Genomic DNA, 17,654 nt, shown 5'->3' with positions numbered 1-17,654 from the left:
GTTGCATAAATTATTTTAACTTATACCTTTCTATAGCACTTTCTATAATCTTCCTAATAAATTCTCCTCTTGTTAAACCTGCCGCTTTTGCCATATAACCCATGTATCCGTGATGAACATGTTTTTCACCTTTGCTACTTGACATTGTAAGTCCCGCAAATGTATTCAATTCTAAGAAATAAGGAACATTATCTTTGCTTAGAATCATATCAATTCTCGCAAAATCCTTTGCATTTAAAACCTTATAAATATTTAAAGCCGTCTCTTTAATCTTTTCTTCCACTTCCTTTGATACTTCCATAGGGCATTTTATTATCTCATTGTCAAACATTTTATGTTCATAAGTATTAGTTTTAACGTTATTATATCCTACTTCCAATAAAGGCAATACTTGTGGGTGTTTATATCCAATTATTCCAACGGTCACTTCTTTTCCTTCAATAAATTCTTCAATTAAAGCTGCTTGTCCTATTTTATCGGTTATTTTGCTCACTACTTGTGGAAGTTTGTCCTTATCATAAATTATATTTTCTTCATCTATACCTGCACTTCCTCTTCCACTTATAGGTTTTGCAAATAGAGGAAATTTAAGATGGTCTACAGAAGGAATTTCTTGAGGATTTTGTGCAATTACATATTTAGGCGTAGGCAAACCGTGAGAAGCCACAATGTCCTTCCTCATTCTCTTATCAGTTGCTACTACGTCCAATCCAGATCCAACATATGGTATGTTGAATACTTCTAAAAATGCTACTTCTTTCATACTTGAGGCATTAAAAATTAAATCCACCTTTTCTTTTTTTATAGTTTCATAAGTTTCTAATGGATCTTCCTTCCATTCTATGAGGACTGAATCAAATCCAGCTTCTTTTATGGCCATATAATGATGGTATGCTTCATCATAGGCATCGTCATATACTTTGTCTGGTGTCAATTTCCTCTGAAATTCGACATTCCTGAATTTCCTCCAAAGCACACCAATTTTCATATGGCATCACCCTTTTCAATTTTTATAAAAATTTTTGAAAGGAAAAGGAAAAACTACTTAAATACAGTTTCTGTGTGATTCACCACCATGTCAGTTATAATCAGTGAAATCAAGCTTTCTGCTCCTTCATTTAAATTTACTCCCTCTTTAGTTATACCGTCGTAACAACCCCCTGTCTCCTCATCTATTAAGCTTTCATTCTTTGAATTTTCTCCCAAAAACCATTTGTAACATTTTATAGCTTTTTCTCTGTACTTTTCTTCTTTAAAAATTTTATAAGCTTCTGTATACATAAGAGCAGTCTCACAAGCCTCTATTGGTTGTTCATCAAATTCTGCAGGTTTTTCATCTCCTTTTTTGTACCAACCTTTACAACCTATCGGCTTAAAATACCCACTTCTAAAAGTTACTTTCTCTAAAAATTCCATGCTCTCTTTTGCAACATCTAAGACTTCTTCATCTCTTGTAATAGTGTATGACCTAAGAAGAGCCCAAGGAAGTACGGCATTGCTGTAAGTAATTATATTTTCAAACCATTTCCACTCTTCATCTTTGTTTTCCCTATATTTTTGAACTATTTTTTTTGAAATAGAAGTTATCAAATTTTTTATCTTCTCTTTGTTAAATTCAGTAACATCAGAACTGTATAAAAGGCTTAATCCTATTAACAAATAAGCGTTACCGCGAAGAGAATTTAAATTTGCTACATTGGGCAAAGCTTTTTTGATTAATGTCACAGCAACACTTTGATAACCATTAGACAAATTAGTATTTAATAAATATCCTAATGCCCATAAAGTTCTGCCAAAACAATCTTCTGAGCCAACTTCTTCAATAAATTCTCTATTGTAGTTCATAAAATTTCTAAAATATCCTTTGCCGTTTTGGGCATAAATCAAGAAAGAAAGGTATCTCTTTAAAAGATCAAGGTATTTTTCATCTTTGTAAACTTCATATAGCATTGAAGCAGCAATGAGAGCCCTTGAATTGTCATCAGTAGTGTAACCTTTTGTCAAATCAGGAATAGAGTAAAGGGAATGCTGTAAAATGCCTGTATCGTCCGTTAGCTTGAAAAGATGCTGAAACTTAGTTGCTAGTTTCATTATTTCAATTCCCCCTTCCTCTATATCACAACTTCCTCCCTTGATTTAATGTCCAATACAGACAAAATCATTATGACATATCTGTAAGCAACGTTATTCCACATCATTGTATTCCCTAATTTTTTAATTTCTGACTCTATCTGCAGCCTTTTCTCAGGGTTTTCAAATATATACTCAATATGTTTAGCTAAAGACTTTGCATCACGGAAATTAGCAAGCAATCCTCTTCCTTCTCCTAAAATTTCTTCAGCGTACATATAAGGAGTGGAAATAATCACTTTCCCTAAACCTGCTGCATATGCTAAAGTACCGCTTACAGCTTGTTCTTTGTTTAAGTATGGAGTCATATATATATCTGACATCTTCAAATACTCCAAAATCTCTTTCTTCGTAAGATATTTGTCCACAAATTTTATATTATCTTCTACTCCAAGGTCATGGACTAGTTTTTGAAGTTTCTCCCTATACTCTTCCCCAAATTCTCTCTTTATGTTTGGATGGGTTTGTCCTAAAATTAGGTATAATACATCTTTGTATTTTTTAGCCACAATACTTATTGCTTCTATGCCATACTCTATTCCTTTGCCCGGATTTATAAGACCAAAAGTGCTCATTATTCTTCTGCCTTTAAATCCATATCTTTCTTTCAATGTTTCTTTGGGTAATACTGGAAGATTGGGCACACCGTGAGGAATGACAGTGATTTTATTAGAAGGTATGTGACATATCTTTTCAAGAAGTGGTATAGTATTTTTAGCCATTGTAACTACTTTAACACTTTTTTTACCTAATTCTTTAAGTATCATAAGTTGTTTTTCATTTGGATTTGATAATACTGTGTGGACTGTCAAAACAAAGGGTATATTTAAATTGTCTACCAAATCTAATAAGTACTCTCCACTTTCTCCTCCAAATATTCCGTATTCATGTTCTATAATGAGCAAATCTATGTCAGATTCATTTAATTCACGGGCTAATCTTACATAATCTTCTCTTACAAATTGTTGTAACTGATATTTAACATCACTATCGTATTCGTAAGTTTTATTATCGTTTATTGCAATTACTCCTGCAAAATTAATAAGTTTTATCTTTTTTATTTCATTAACTAAATCTTGAGTAAAAGTAGCAATGCCACATTCTCTTGGTGGATAAGTGCTCAAAAATGCTACATTTCTCCCCAATACGCTCATCATATCACGCCCCCTTCTTAGTTTGTTTAGTATTAAGTTGTCAACGTAGTACTTGCCAATCTATTAGCTGTAAACACTGTATTTTTAACTTCCATATTCACCTCTACTATACATTCTGAAGTGACAACTGCATTCTCTAATCTTGCAAACCTGCGCACTTTTACATTATCCCACAATACACTTTGTGATACTTTGCTCTCTTGACCTATTCGACAGTTATTCCCAATTACTGTATACGGACCAACTGTAGCATAGGCATCAATTTCAGTATTATTTCCAATATAAGCAGGTCCTATCACTTTTGCGGTAGGATGAATTTTAACATTGTCTCCTAAAATTATGCCTCTTGAGGAAGTAGTACTTACAAATCTTGATTTTCCTTTTAAAATGTCCTCATGAACTTTTTTGTATTTATCTATTGTACCTATATCTATCCAGTAGCCGTTAAATTTATAAATAGCCATTCTATACCCTTTTTCCAAAAGTTTGGGATATGTCTCCCTCTCTACAGATACTACTGTATTTTCAGGAATTTCTTTTAACACCTCAGGTTCAAATACATATACTCCTGCGTTAATATACTTAGAATTACTCTCGCCTGGTTTGGGCTTTTCTTTGAAAGCAGTTATAAAGCCTTTTTCATCAAATTCTATAACTCCGTACTGAGAAGTATCTCTTACTTCAATAGATGCAATAGTTACTTGAGCTCTTCTTCTCTTGTGGTATTTTATCAAATCTGCATAGTCAATATCACTGACGATATCAGAGTTTAAAATGAGGAAAGTATCATCAAAAAATTTTTCGGCGTTTTTTATTGCCCCACCAGTCCCCAAAGGAGATTCTTCTGTAATATAGTGTATTTTTACACCTAAGTCCTCTTTTGGCTTGAAGTAATCTTCAATGTACTGAGACTTATAATAAGTACTTATTACAACTTCATCTACTCCACTTTTTTTAAGGTTTAAAATAATCCTTTCTAAAAGAGGTCTTCCCATGATAGGAACCATTGGTTTTGGCAGGTCATCTGTAAGAGGTCTTAGCCTTGTTCCCAAACCTCCTGCCAATAACAACGCCTTCATAAAAGACCCCTCCTTTATGAAGTTTTTCAAAAATTAACCTTAAAAACAAAAGAAGGGCGTGATACAAGTGATATAATTTATAAGAACGATAAGAACTAAGAAGAGGAGAAATATATTAGCACTCTTGAAATTCGGCTGCTAATAAGTATTATAATTAATCCTTTTTGGCATGTCAAGTACTTTTCTGTAAATAAAAAACAGGCCTTTTAAAAGCCTGCTAAAATTTGATATCTTTCATCTCTAATATCGCCACGCCTATAACAGTATCCGCACCCCCATAATAAACGTAAATAGTATCATCTTTTACTGCATTACCACAACTAAATACAACATTAGGAATGTATCCTTCTTTTTCCCACTGTAGTTCTGGCTCTAAGATAGGTTCTTTTTGCCTTGCAATAATCTTTGATGGATCTTCTAAATCTAAAAGGACTGCTCCCAATCTATATACATTATTGTCATCAGCTGCATGGTATATCAAAAACCAACCATCTTTTGTCCTAATAGGCGGCCCTCCAATTCCGACTCTCGCACTTTCCCACGTTCCAGGAATTGGCTTAATGATAGGCTTATGGTCATACCAATTTTTTAAATCTTCTGAAAAGGCAATCCATATATCTGGATACCTTCTATGAAGCATCACATACTTTCCATTGATTTTTTCAGGAAATAAAGAGGCGTCTTTATTAGGTTCATCTAAAACTACTCCTTTTCTCTCCCAATCTATAAGGTTTTTGGAGGTAGCCAAACAAATCCTATAGTCATCATGAAACCTGTCCCCAAAACCTGTGTACATCATATAATAAATGCCGTCAATTTTGACTATCCTTGGGTCTTCTAATCCTCTGAGCTCTTGTTCTGTCTCATTGCTCATCACTGGTTTGTCTAATCTCATAAAATTAATCCCGTCTTTGCTAACTGCATACCCCAGGCGAGAAGTATATTTCCCATATTTGGCGTGAGGTCCAATGTCAGTAGCCCTATAAATCAAGTGAAACAGTCCATTGTCATAAATTGCTGCAGTATTAAAAACTGCTGCTCTTTCCCATTCATTTTCTGCTTTTGGCATCAATACTGGCTTATCTGATAATCTCTTTAATTTTATCACTCCATACACTCCTTTTAAAATTTTACTTTTTCTTTTTCAATGGCTGCTACACCTATATGGGTATCTGCTGCTCCGTAATACACGTAATACATGTCATTCACTTCAACTGCTCCACAGCTAAATACCACATTAGGCACAAGCCCATTTATTTCCCAATCCAACTCTGGCTCTAAAATAGGCTCTTTTTGTCTCGCAACAACCTTTGATGGGTCCTTTAAGTCTAAAAGAGCTGCACCAAGTCTGTACACATTGTTGTCATCCACCCCGTGATATATTAAAAGCCATCCATCTTCTCTTTTTATAGGAGGTCCTGCTATGCCAATTTTCTTTGACTCCCATGTGTAAGGTTTAGGGGACATTATAATCTTATGGTCATACCAATTTACTAAATCATCAGAATAAGCAATCCAAATATCGGGCATTCTTCTATGGAAAAGCACATACTTTCCATCTATTTTTTCGGACAAAAGCGCCGCATCTTTATTGGGTTCATCAAGAACAATTCTATGTCCTTTCCAATTTTTTAAATCATCAGACCAAACCATACATATTCTAAAATCCAGCCAGTCCCTTCCTCCAAAACCTGTATAGAGCATGTAATACTTGTCGTCAATTTTTGTAATTCTTGGGTCTTCTACTCCCCACGCTTCTTGTGGGGGGTCCCCCACTAAAACAGGCTTGTCAAATCTTTCAAAATTTATACCATCTTCGCTTACAGCATACCCAATTGAGGATACAAATTTATATTTTTCTTCTGGCTTTTCAGTATTCAAAACAAATTTATTATTAGAGGCTCTGTAAAACAAGTGGAATTTATTATCTTCATATATTACTGCTGCATTAAAAACAGCCTCCTTTTCCCATTCATGCTCTTTTATTGGCGACAATATAGGTTTGTTACTAAGTCTTGTTAGCCTGAACATCTTTATACCCCCTTTTCCAGCAAAATTGCAACTACTCCATTAGCCTCTATTGTGAAATTTTCTAAATTAATCTGCCTTCCGCTGATTAAATCTTGTATTTTCTCATTATTTTTTGTTTTTCTACTTATTCTTATTTTAGTATGAATATCTATGTCTTCATGATTTATAAAGAACACAAGGGTTTTCCTGCCATAATCAAACTCTTTTACTTCAATATAAGGAGATTCTACTTTTACGTTGTATTCTATTCTGCTCAGCTCTTTAGCATACTTATAAATCAAATAAGACCTGTCAGTCTTATATACATCGGGCATATAACTTAAATAGAGCTCAATAGGATACGTAACAAGAATAGCATTCCCTTTGCCATATTTATTTATAACTATTGCCGGGTTATTCTCATCATCATTTGCAATTACACGGCCTGTTGTCGGCTTTGCAATAAGTCTTTTATTAAATTTAAGAGCTTTATAATTTAAATCAATTCCAAGTTCTTCACAATGCATTGATACTGTCTCATTTTTGGGCACCATAGAATATTGCGTTTTAACTCCAAAAACCTCATCAAAACCTTCTACAGAAATTCCATCGTATGATACATACAAAGTGCCACCATTTTTAACAAAATCCATAATTTTTACCCATTGGTCATAATTTAAATGCCCTTTTCTATAAGCGGAAGGTAGTATAAGCATTTTATACTTACTAAAATCTCCATCAGCTCTTACCAATTCAACATCTATACCTGCTTCCTTTGCCAGTATAAAACTATTTAAAAGAATCCTAAAATTTCTCTCTGGAGTATAATCGTTACCTACAAATAAAGCACTATAATACTTATCCGGAATGATTATCGCGGCATCACACTTTTTGTGTTTTAAATCCTTATACTCAATTTTATTCATAAATTCAGAAAAAGCTTTTATTTCAAGTCCTGCTTTTTTAACTCTTCCATCAACTGCTGTTATACCAAATTGCGTTTCAAAGGGGGTAGAATTATAGGGAAGCCTTTCGCCAACAGAAAAATCTCCAAAGCACCAGGCTATTGCACCTATCGATTCATTCGCAAGAAGGCTATACAGAACCACCTTGTAATAATTTCCCTCTATATCTTCACTCATCATAAGTGTAGTTGCACCAAATTCCTCCAGTAGCACTTCCTTGCCACCCATAGCTTGGGTTAGTTTAGAAGCAAAAGGTGCCATATAAGTGCTTCTTATAGAATTTACAGGGTCTATACATGTATCTGTATAAATTGGATATGCGTGCATACACAGAAAATCATTTCCTTCTTGCAAGTCTTCAGGATAAAAATTATTATCGGTAAGAAGAGATGCCTGGTGTATTCCAAGTGTTACGGGATGATTTTTGTCGTATTTTTTTATCTCATTTGATAAGACATAGTTCCACAGCCAAGCATCATGTCTTGACTCTGCTTTTACATAATTATCTGGCTCATTTGAAAGGTCCCAAAACAAAATAGCAGATTCATCTTTGTACCTCTCAGCAAAAAAGCGTACCAATTTAATTTGATACCTCAACATAAATGAATCACTGTATATATTCCTACCTTCTCTCCACGGCACATCCCAATTCTCACCGCTCATATGCCCCACAAAAAAAGTAGGCGCGATTTTCATATCAACTTCATGACATATTTTAATAAGCTCGTCAAACTTTTTCACCGCTTCCTCTGATATTACATCAGGCTTTGGCTGAAAATCCTCCCAAAAAAGATTTATTCTCATTACATTAATGCCTAAGCTTTTCGCTTCAATAAATTCACTTTTTATCTCATCATAATTCCACTCTTTCCACATTTCAATGCCATGATTCCTAGGCCAATAATTAGCTCCTATTATAAATTCATCTGCAAATTTTGCCATTTTTCTACCTCCGTCATATTATTTTAATAGGTCTTTGCAGAATCCCAAAATCCTTATGGATTAAGGGATTCTGCTATATATTTTCAAAGGAATTCCTCCACTTTCGTCGAATTTATATAGAGAACCAAATCCCAAAAAGAAATGGAGGAAATCCTATGAAAATCAAAGCTAAACAACTTTCTCTCTCCGATATTTACGATGATGTTCAATCCTTCTTTGAAGAAGATAAACCCAAGTTTATTAAACTCTTTGATTCCTTTATTGATTTATCTGAACTTATTCCACCTTCTTTTTACGCCCATTATTATTCTCACTTCGGGCGTCATAGGGATTTTTCTCTTGAATCTATGCTCACTTCTTTGATTATCCAAAAAATTCTCTCTATCCCTACTGTTCAACTCCTTGTCCATGTTCTTAAGCTCTCTAAAGAATTAAGAGAGCTTTGTGGCTTTAAAAGAGTCCCTCATCCTTCTCAATTCTCTAGATTTAAATCCATTTTCCTCAAAGATTTGGAGAATTTCTTCAATAATCTTGTTAATTTAACTGAGCCTATTTGTCAGGCTATTAATCCTTCACTTTCTAATATCCTCATCGCTGATACTACTGGCTTTCAACCTTATGTCAGAGAAAATAATCCTAAGTTCTTTGATTCCCTTTATAGAAATATTAAAAAGTTCTCTAAATCTAATCCTGATTTTGATGCCCACTCTTATGCTTGTTCTAAAATGCCTAAGTTCGCTCACTCTAATCCTGATGCTAAATTCTCTTATATTAATGGCCATTATTGTTACTCTATCAAAGCTACCATCCTCACTAATGGCTTAGGCATTATTCAGCATATTAGTTTCTATGACGATGATTCTTTAAATGTCAATACTGCTAAATCTGCTGCCGAGTCTAAAGATTTGTACGATTCTAAAACTTTAATCCCTTCTCTTAAGGAATTCTTTAATTTACATCCTAATTTCTCTTATAGATACTTCTTAGGTGACGCTGGGTTTGATTCTTTTGATAATTACAAATACTTGTTCTCAGAGCATGGCATAATCCCTATTATCCCTATTAACCCTCGAAATTCTAAAAACTTACCTCAGCCTACTTTTAACTCTGATGGTATCCCTACCTGCCCCCGTGACCCTTCTCTTAAAATGTCCTATGATGGCATCGTCCGGGAAAAAGGTAGAACTACCAGAATTAAATGGCTTTGCCCTATGTCCAAAAAAGTTAGACTAAACGGTAAAACTACTTATATCCTTCAATGTGATAACCCCTGTACCTCTTCTAAATGCGGCAGAATATTCTATACTACCCTTGATATTGATTTTAGAAAAAACACTGTTGTCCCTCGTAACTCTAAAAAGTGGTCCAAACTTTATGAAAAACGCCCTATTATTGAAAAATCTATTTCTCTTTTAAAAAGTTCTATCGCTGTTGATAGCTTTAAACTCATAAATACCAGGTCAATCAAAGCTGATGTTTTTCTTGGGGCTATCACTCAACATATTGGTTTAATTATTACTGCAAAACTTGGTACTTTTGAACATCCTTTATCTTTGAAAAAACTTTTGGCTTGATAACTTGTTCTTATGGTTTGATTCGTTTGTCACCTTTTTACATTAAAAAGGTGTGTTAGGTATTGTCTTTTTTGAATTTGTATCTTTCTTCCATTTCTCTTTTCCCCTCTTGAGCGTGCCTTTAAAATGTAATTTCTTTATTTTGTTCCTTGTAATGTAACTTTTTTACTCTAATATTTATCTCATTTTGCAATCACCTAATTATTTTAAAACAAACTGTATACCTTCTTTAAAATTCTTGCTAAAAATTATAAACAAAATAAGTATTGGCATTGTCAAAATTACAGAAGCAGCATACATTGGTCCCGGATATGCACCATATGGTCCAAACATTTGTGCTAGCATAACATTCAGAGTAAGAAGATTTTGATCATGCACGACGAGCATATCCCACAAAAGCTCTACCCATCTTTCCATAAATAAAAACAGGAAAATAACTGTTGTAATTGATTTTGACATTGGCAAAACAATCTTAAAAAGTATTTTAATTTCATTTGCACCATCTATTTTTGCAGCCTCAATTAACTCATTTGGTATTGCTTTAAAAAAATTTGTATACATAAATATCGCCCATAAACTTACAGACTTTGGAATAATCATACCCCAATAAGTATCATATAATCCTAATTTTCTCACCAGCAAAAACGTAGGTATCAAAAGAATAATCGATGGATAAAACATCTGAAACATTATAATGTTATTTATTGTTCTGCTTCCTTTAAAAACTATTTTTGACAAGGCATATGCAACTAATAATGCTGTAACCATCATTAAAAATGTTGATGAAACTGTTACAATAATACTGTTAGCAAAGGCTCTGAGCCACGGACGTGGTGTAACATCTTCTCCTCCACGTAAAAGCCAAATATAAGATTTCAATGTAATTCCTGTTGGTATTATTTTTCTATCAACTTGATCCCATGGTGCAAGCGAATTTAATACCATATACAAATATGGGTATACCATTATAATTAAAAAAATAATGGCTATTGTATACAATAATATAAGTTGCAATTTCTTATTTTTACTCCCAACCATAACTCTTCCCCCAAATTTCTAGCAATCTCCGAACAATTATTATGGTCACAAAAGTCACTACAGAATCAATAATTGCAATTGCAGAGCCGTAACCCGCATTTAGCTTGCTAAATGCTTGGTTATATATTTCTATTTGCCATGTATTTGTTGAAAATCCAGGTCCTCCACCTGTTAATACATAGGGTTCTGTAAATATACCAAATACAAGTCCAACTGCCAATATAGTCACTGTAAACATAGCTGGATATAAAAGTGGCAGCGTAATTTTAAAAAATTTTATCCAACCTGTTGCACCATCTATAGCAGCAGCTTCATATACCTCACCCGGTATGCTCTCTAATCCAGATGTCAGTATAAGCGAATAATAACCCATAAATTTCCACGATATCATAACAGCAATAATCAATGGAGCAAGTATCTGTGAACCCAGCCAATCAATGTTTAAATGCCACGTATTTCTTAACCACACATTTAAAGCACTGTTATATGATAAAATTCCCTTTACCACTACTGATGTAGCAACACCAGAGGCAAGATAGGGAAGAAAATATCCTACAGAAAAAAAACTTTTAAATCTTGGCAAACTGTTTATAATAAGAGAAATTACCAAAGATCCAATTAATACCATAGGCACAAATATTATCATAAACTTATATGTTACAAAAAATGCCGCTTTTACTCCTGGACTTTTAACTGCTTGAATAAAGTTTAAAAAACCAACATTCTCATATTGAGGTGAAATAAGATTCCAGTTAGTAAAAGATAAAAATAATGCTCCAAAAAGCGGAATTACGAAAAATATTAAACTGTATACAAGGTATGGGCTGGCAAAAAGCCAACCCAATTTCTCTTGTCCTTTTTTCATTTAAGAACCCCCTGAATCGCCTTTTTCATATCATCCCAAGCCTTTTGTGCATCTACTTGTCCTGCCACAACAGGATTTACAGCTTTTTGGCCAATTAATGTCTGAATATCGTTAAATTTAGCATTATCAATAGGCGGAATAGCATTTGGTATAGATTCAGCATACAGTTGAAGCTCAGGATGATCTTTTAAGTAATTTTTAAATTGTTCGTTTGTATTGACATCATCTCTTGCTGGTGGAAGATTAGTAATTTCAAACCATTTCATATCATTTTCGGGATTAGAATATACCCATTTTATAAATTCCATTGCTGCTTTTTGCTTTTCAGGACTTGATTGTGCATATATTACAAGGCCTTTTGTATCTGCAAATGTTTTTACATTATCTGTACTCATTCCATCTGGCACTGGAGGTAGTGCAAGCACATAAGTTTCATTTAGCTTAAGTTCTGGATATTTGTCCTTCCATGTATTAAACGTCCAAGGACCAATTGTTGTCCATACACTTATTCCTGTTTCAAAAGGATCCGTAGCTTTTTGCGTTAATATAAGCTTATTTTTTGCCATATCCTCAAGGAATTTAAGTGTAGCAACTCCGGCTTTATCATCAGCAACAAAATTATTTCCCTCTATGAATTTATTACCGTTTGAAGCTGCATCATAAAGCATAAAGAAGTCAAACCATCTTTTCCACCAGGTAGAGTCAATTAAATCTGGATTTGCCCATAAATACTTGTCAGGATATTTTTCTTTTAATTTTTTCCCTAATTCAATAATTTGACTATAAGTTTTTGGAGGTTCATTATATCCCAATTGCTTTAAAATATCGATCCTCCATGCAAAAAGCATCGCGTTTGAATATATAGGCAATACATATTGATGCCCATCCGCAAACTCCCATGCCTGAATTGTGTTTTCCATATTTCTAGTTTTTACAATGTCATTCCATCCATCCATTGTATCAAGAGGTACTAAAGCTTTACTGTCTACAAGTTGTGCCGCAAAACCACGGGAAATGTTTTCTGAAATTGTAGGAGCATTACCACCAGCAAGAGCTGCTTGAATTCCAGCTTCAGATGTTGGTGATTCAGGCATCGGGCTAACATTTACTTTGATGTTTGGATTAATTTTTGCATATTCTTCAGCCATCTGTTTCCAGAAAGTCTGTTGCGGAGGATTTGGAGCAGCCCAAAAATCGATTGTAATAACTTTTTCTTTTGTTGTCTGTGATGCTTCATTCTTTTGGCTTGTACTAGTCCCACAGCCTGCCAAAAGTGATGCAGCAAGAAGTAAAATTAGAATACTTTTAGCTATTTTTTTCATAAAACACACCTCCAAAAATTAATTTTATTTAAAAAACAGCTTAATGCTGTTTTTATGTCCTCTAAAAGTTTTTAATTTCTAACTTCCCTTACTGATTCCCTCTCTATCAGCTTAACCTCCATCCGTATGTGGTCACAGGGCTCTTTTGGGTTTTCCATCCTCCACAAAAGTCTTTTTACAGCTTTTGCTCCCATAAGTTCTTTATTTATGCGGATAGTAGTCAAATGCGGTGTCACAATGTTACATATATCAATATCATCAAAGCCAACTACAGAGATATCGTCAGGTACTTTAATACCCAAAATGCTCAATGCATTGTACAAGGTAATAGCAGCACTGTCGTTGGAGCATACCCATGCAGTAGGAAGTTTATCTAACTTTGAGATAATATTTGCTACCTCTTTGTAGTTTTTGCTTAAAACATATTGTTCTACCTGTCCTATTACACAATATCCAGGATTTACATTAAATATGGGATCTACATTAAGTCCTGCATTTCTCATCGCCTCGTTAAAGCCTAACCATCTTTCTTTAAAACTTAAAGAAAAATCTATTTCACCAAAAAAACCTATTTGAGTATGGCCTTTTCGAATAAGATATTGTGTTGCCATATATGAGCCAGGCATATTTTGAGTTAATACAGCATCTGTACTTATAGTAAATGAAGCATGGTCTACAAGGACAGTTGGTATATCATACTTCAATAATTTTTCCAGATGTTCATCTTTAATAGTACCAACCACTAAAATTCCTGAAACTTTTCTCGTTTCAACACTGGAAGGTACCTGAAAATCATCTTGATTCATGAAGTTTACTAAAATATCGTAATTATTTTTCTTTGCTTCATTCTCTATACCTAAAATTACTTTTGTATAAAAATGAGTATCGCGGAAATTTCTCTCTTCAATCAGTAGGCAAATATTTCTGAAATGATTTTTAGCAATAAAAGAGGGATTTTCATCAAAATACCCCATTTCATCAGCTGTTTTTAAAACTATTTTTCTTGTCTCTTCGCTCACCCCCACCTTGTCATTTAAAGCCAGGGACACAGCATTAATTGATAAGTTCAACCTTTCAGCGATATCTTTCATGGTCACTTTTTTCCTTTTAATTGCCGTCAAACTTAACACCTCTAAAAATCGTTTTCTTGTAATAGATTATAAATCATTTGAATTTAATTATCAAGCAAAATTTACTTGAATTATTATAGATTTTACTTGAATTTTGTTTGTTATAATCTTATCTTAACGATTACTTGAAATATATTCACAATAAAGTAGAGAACACAGCACTTTGTCTAATTTATAATTCAAGTAATTTAAAGTGAATTGAATAAACCAATATTATATACTCTAAAAATACAAAATTTCGTGTTATAATTACATCATAGACTCTTTTTGGAGGTAATTTACATGGCAAAAATGAGAATAGATAAACTTTTATCGAATATAGGCATTGGTACGAGAAAAGAAGTTAAAAAATTCATTAAAGAAGGTCTTGTATTGGTAAATGGAAATACAGTAAAAGATGCTGGTTTAATTGTAGATACTGAATCTGATGAAATTTTATTTGATGGTGAAAAGATCAATTACAAAGAATTTATATATATCATGATAAATAAGCCAAAAGGAGTTATTAGCGCCACATATGACGAAGTTGAAAAAACAGTTATTGACCTTCTTCCTCAAGAATTAAAAGCTCGAAATCCATTTCCCGTAGGAAGACTTGATAAAGATACAGAAGGATTGCTTCTTATAACTAATGACGGAGACTTGGCACATCAGCTTTTATCACCAAAAAAGAATGTTATAAAAAAATATTATGCTGAAATATTAGGCTTTGTCAATGAAAGCGACATTAAAGCTTTCAATGAAGGCATTATACTTGAAGATGGGTATAAAACTCTTCCCGCAAACCTTGAAATTCTTTTTTCTTCTTCTGATGTGTCGAAAGTTTACGTTTATATAAGAGAAGGAAAATATCACCAAATAAAAAGGATGTTTGAATCAGTCGGTAAAAAGGTCATATACCTTAAAAGATTGGCAATGGATAATCTCACCCTTGACGAAAATCTAAAACCTGGGGAGTGGAGAGAATTGTCTGAAAAAGAGCTATCTTTCCTGAAAAAGTCGATATAAAAACAAGGCTTTCACCAAAGCCTTGTTATATAAATCCCCCATCTACAGTTATAACTTGCCCTGTTATAAAATTTGCCTTGTCAGATAATAAAAACAGTACAGCATTTGCTACATCTTGAGGTTTCCCTATACTCATAAGTGGTATATCCTCAATTAAGTGTTTCTTTTCTTCCCTATTTAAAATGTTGTTCATTCGAGTATCAATTACTCCAGGAGCAATACAATTAACTCTTATTTTAGAAGGCCCTAACTCTTTTGCCAAAGCCTTTGTAAAAGCTATTATTCCTCCTTTAGATGCTGAATAATGTACTTCACAGGAAGCACCGGAAATACCCCAAATTGAAGAAATGTTTATTATACTCCCATGTTTTTGAGGCAACATATGCCTCAAAACACTTTGTGTGCAATTGAAAAGACCTTTTAAATTGACATTCATCATCCTATCCCAATCTTCTTCTGTTATTTCTATAAATGGTTTGATTTGGGCAATTCCTGCATTATTTATAAGATAGTCAATGCGACCAAATTTATTATAAATACTATCAATCATATTGTCTACCTGCTGTCTGTCTGAAATATCTGCTTTAAAAATTTCCGCATAACTAAAATTGCTTTTTATATACTCTCTTAATTTAACAGCTTGCTCATAACTGTTATTATAATGTATTGCTATAGAAGCCCCTTCTTTTGCAAGCTCTATACAAATTTCTCTTCCTATATCCCCAGCACCACCAGTTACAATCGCTACTTTGCCATTTAACATCTCTTTCACCTTCTAAATTAATTGACACTTCTTTTTGTAATTTTATAAAAAAATAAAATTATGTCAATATCAATAAAAAATACTAAAAAAGGTTCTGCATTTACCTCGCAGAACCTCTCATTTTCTTATGGAGCGGATGACGGGATTCGAACCCGCGATCCTCGGCTTGGGAAGCCGATGCTCTACCGCTGAGCCACATCCGCATCTCTTAAAAGTTGGCTCCTCAGGTAGGACTCGAACCTACAGCCTACCGGTTAACAGCCGGTTGCTCCACCATTGAGCTACTGAGGAATATTTTTAATTCCGGCAGCGACCTACTCTCCCGCGAAAGCAGTACCATCGGCGCTGGAGGGCTTAACTTCCGTGTTCGGAATGGGAACGGGTGTTTCCCCTCCGCTATCGCCACCGGAAATCTAGACCCTCAAAACTGCACAAAGCCTTCTCGGTCAAGTCCTCGACTGATTAGTACCGGTCAGCTAAGAGTGTTTCCACTCTTACACCCCCGGCCTATCTACCTCGTGGTCTTCGAGGTGTCTTACCCCGGCACTCAACTCTACTCACTAGTGGAAAGACTATTCTTTATCCTCTCTTTTAGCCATCTACGCCCTTGTCCTGACTTTTTTAAATGTTTCTCCCTTATTAACGCATCTTTTTTATCTCTATATGCTTCATAGTATACTAATCTCCATTTTCCTTCTCTTGTACTCTTTACTTCTTTTCGTTGATGCGCTAAATACCTTTCCTTTATATTAGACGTATAGCCTATATATATCTTTCCTTTTTCATTTGTCAGGACATACACATAATACATCTTGCCTTCCTCCAGTAAGTATAGTTGAGTGCCGGGTGGGAAACCTAATCTTGAGGCGGGCTTCACGCTTAGATGCTTTCAGCGTTTATCCCCTCCGAACTTGGCTACCCAGCTGTGCACCTGGCGGTGCAACTGGTACACCATCGGTTCGTCCACCCCGGTCCTCTCGTACTAGGGGCAGTGCCTCTCAAGTTTCCTTCGCCCGCGACGGATAGGGACCGAACTGTCTCACGACGTTCTGAACCCAGCTCGCGTACCGCTTTAATGGGCGAACAGCCCAACCCTTGGGACCTACTTCAGCCCCAGGATGCGATGAGCCGACATCGAGGTGCCAAACCTCCCCGTCGATGTGGACTCTTGGGGGAGATCAGCCTGTTATCCCCGGGGTAGCTTTTATCCGTTGAGCGACGGCGTTCCCACTCACTGCCGCCGGATCACTAAGCCCGACTTTCGTCCCTGCTCGAGATGTCTCTCTCGCAGTCAGGCTACCTTCTGCCTTTGCACTCTCTCGCGCGATTCCCGTCCGCGCTGAGGTAACCTTTGGGCGCCTCCGTTACCCTTTAGGAGGCGACCGCCCCAGTCAAACTGCCCACCTGCCATTGTCCCTACGCCGGTTCCACGGCTATAGGTTAGAATTCCGGTAATCCCAGGGTGGTATCCCAACGCCGACTCCAGTAAGGCTGGCGCCCTACCTTCTCCGTCTCCCACCTATCCTGTACAAGAATTACCAAAATCCAGTGACAGGCTACAGTAAAGCTCCACGGGGTCTTTCTGTCCAATCGCGGGTAACTCGCATCTTCACGAGTACTACAATTTCACCGGGCCCCTCATCAAGACAGCGCCCAAGTCGTTACGCCTTTCGT

Annotated in this window: 14 protein-coding genes, 2 tRNA genes and 2 rRNA genes (1 of these 18 cut by a window edge); 2 read left to right on the top strand and 16 right to left on the bottom strand. The window is 35.2% G+C overall.

What is annotated here, in order from left to right:
- Positions 1-10 precede the first annotated feature (10 nt).
- The 7 genes from EB239_RS02405 to EB239_RS02375 all read right to left on the bottom strand — a co-directional run bounded on the left by EB239_RS02405 (position 11) and on the right by EB239_RS02375 (position 8,280).
- Entirely contained in the window at positions 11-988 is a 978-nt protein-coding gene (locus EB239_RS02405) for a D-alanine--D-alanine ligase family protein (protein ID WP_003871336.1), read from the bottom strand.
- A 53-nt stretch (positions 989-1,041) separates the two neighbouring features.
- Positions 1,042-2,091 (bottom strand): beta-L-arabinofuranosidase domain-containing protein, encoded by a 1,050-nt coding sequence (locus tag EB239_RS02400; protein ID WP_003871337.1) that lies wholly within the window; start codon positions 2,089-2,091, stop codon positions 1,042-1,044.
- Between the two features lie 20 nt (positions 2,092-2,111).
- On the bottom strand, positions 2,112-3,287 hold the full coding sequence (locus EB239_RS02395; protein WP_003871338.1) for a glycosyltransferase family 4 protein: 1,176 nt from the start codon (positions 3,285-3,287) through the stop codon (positions 2,112-2,114).
- Positions 3,288-3,316: 29 nt separating this feature from the next.
- Entirely contained in the window at positions 3,317-4,363 is a 1,047-nt protein-coding gene (locus EB239_RS02390) for a nucleotidyltransferase family protein (protein ID WP_003871339.1), read from the bottom strand.
- 217 nt (positions 4,364-4,580) lie between these two features.
- Positions 4,581-5,471, bottom strand: coding sequence for a glycoside hydrolase family 130 protein (locus EB239_RS02385; RefSeq protein ID WP_003871340.1), 891 nt, complete (start codon positions 5,469-5,471; stop codon positions 4,581-4,583).
- 14 nt (positions 5,472-5,485) lie between these two features.
- Positions 5,486-6,394, bottom strand: coding sequence for a glycoside hydrolase family 130 protein (locus tag EB239_RS02380; RefSeq protein WP_003871341.1), 909 nt, complete (start codon positions 6,392-6,394; stop codon positions 5,486-5,488).
- A gap of 2 nt (positions 6,395-6,396) precedes the next feature.
- A complete protein-coding gene (locus EB239_RS02375; protein WP_003871342.1) occupies positions 6,397-8,280 on the bottom strand; it encodes a beta-galactosidase trimerization domain-containing protein in 1,884 nt (627 codons plus the stop codon).
- A gap of 155 nt (positions 8,281-8,435) precedes the next feature.
- Between EB239_RS02375 and EB239_RS02370 the strand changes: the two genes are divergently transcribed.
- Positions 8,436-9,854, top strand: coding sequence for a transposase (locus EB239_RS02370; protein WP_003871455.1), 1,419 nt, complete (start codon positions 8,436-8,438; stop codon positions 9,852-9,854).
- A gap of 201 nt (positions 9,855-10,055) precedes the next feature.
- On the opposite strand, the gene EB239_RS02365 is transcribed toward EB239_RS02370, so the two are convergent.
- From EB239_RS02365 to EB239_RS02350, 4 genes are all read right to left on the bottom strand, one after another.
- Positions 10,056-10,892, bottom strand: coding sequence for a carbohydrate ABC transporter permease (locus EB239_RS02365; protein ID WP_003869934.1), 837 nt, complete (start codon positions 10,890-10,892; stop codon positions 10,056-10,058).
- A complete protein-coding gene (locus EB239_RS02360) occupies positions 10,879-11,757 on the bottom strand; it encodes a carbohydrate ABC transporter permease (RefSeq protein ID WP_003869935.1) in 879 nt (292 codons plus the stop codon). Before EB239_RS02360 ends, EB239_RS02365 begins: the two co-directional genes overlap by 14 nt.
- On the bottom strand, positions 11,754-13,079 hold the full coding sequence (locus EB239_RS02355) for an extracellular solute-binding protein (RefSeq protein WP_003869936.1): 1,326 nt from the start codon (positions 13,077-13,079) through the stop codon (positions 11,754-11,756). The genes EB239_RS02360 and EB239_RS02355 overlap by 4 nt, the downstream gene beginning before the upstream one ends.
- A gap of 71 nt (positions 13,080-13,150) precedes the next feature.
- A complete protein-coding gene (locus EB239_RS02350) occupies positions 13,151-14,200 on the bottom strand; it encodes a LacI family DNA-binding transcriptional regulator (RefSeq protein WP_003869937.1) in 1,050 nt (349 codons plus the stop codon).
- A gap of 291 nt (positions 14,201-14,491) precedes the next feature.
- Between EB239_RS02350 and EB239_RS02345 the strand changes: the two genes are divergently transcribed.
- A complete protein-coding gene (locus tag EB239_RS02345) occupies positions 14,492-15,217 on the top strand; it encodes a pseudouridine synthase (RefSeq protein WP_003869938.1) in 726 nt (241 codons plus the stop codon).
- Between the two features lie 25 nt (positions 15,218-15,242).
- On the opposite strand, the gene ymfI is transcribed toward EB239_RS02345, so the two are convergent.
- From ymfI to EB239_RS02320, 5 genes are all read right to left on the bottom strand, one after another.
- Positions 15,243-15,980, bottom strand: a complete 738-nt coding sequence (gene ymfI / locus EB239_RS02340; RefSeq protein ID WP_003869939.1) for an elongation factor P 5-aminopentanone reductase — start codon at positions 15,978-15,980, stop codon at positions 15,243-15,245.
- 128 nt (positions 15,981-16,108) lie between these two features.
- Positions 16,109-16,183, bottom strand: a tRNA-Gly gene (locus tag EB239_RS02335).
- A gap of 13 nt (positions 16,184-16,196) precedes the next feature.
- Positions 16,197-16,271, bottom strand: a tRNA-Asn gene (locus tag EB239_RS02330).
- A 10-nt stretch (positions 16,272-16,281) separates the two neighbouring features.
- Positions 16,282-16,390: ribosomal RNA gene (gene rrf, locus EB239_RS02325) — 5S ribosomal RNA — on the bottom strand.
- Positions 16,391-16,422: 32 nt separating this feature from the next.
- Positions 16,423-17,654 (bottom strand): 23S ribosomal RNA (locus tag EB239_RS02320); it runs 2,051 nt beyond the window's last position.

The sequence above is a fragment of the Thermoanaerobacter ethanolicus JW 200 genome, assembly GCF_003722315.1.
Lineage (GTDB): Bacteria > Bacillota > Thermoanaerobacteria > Thermoanaerobacterales > Thermoanaerobacteraceae > Thermoanaerobacter > Thermoanaerobacter ethanolicus.
The sequence above is the reverse complement of the archived record's forward strand: the minus strand, read 5'-3'. Positions and strand labels throughout refer to the sequence as shown.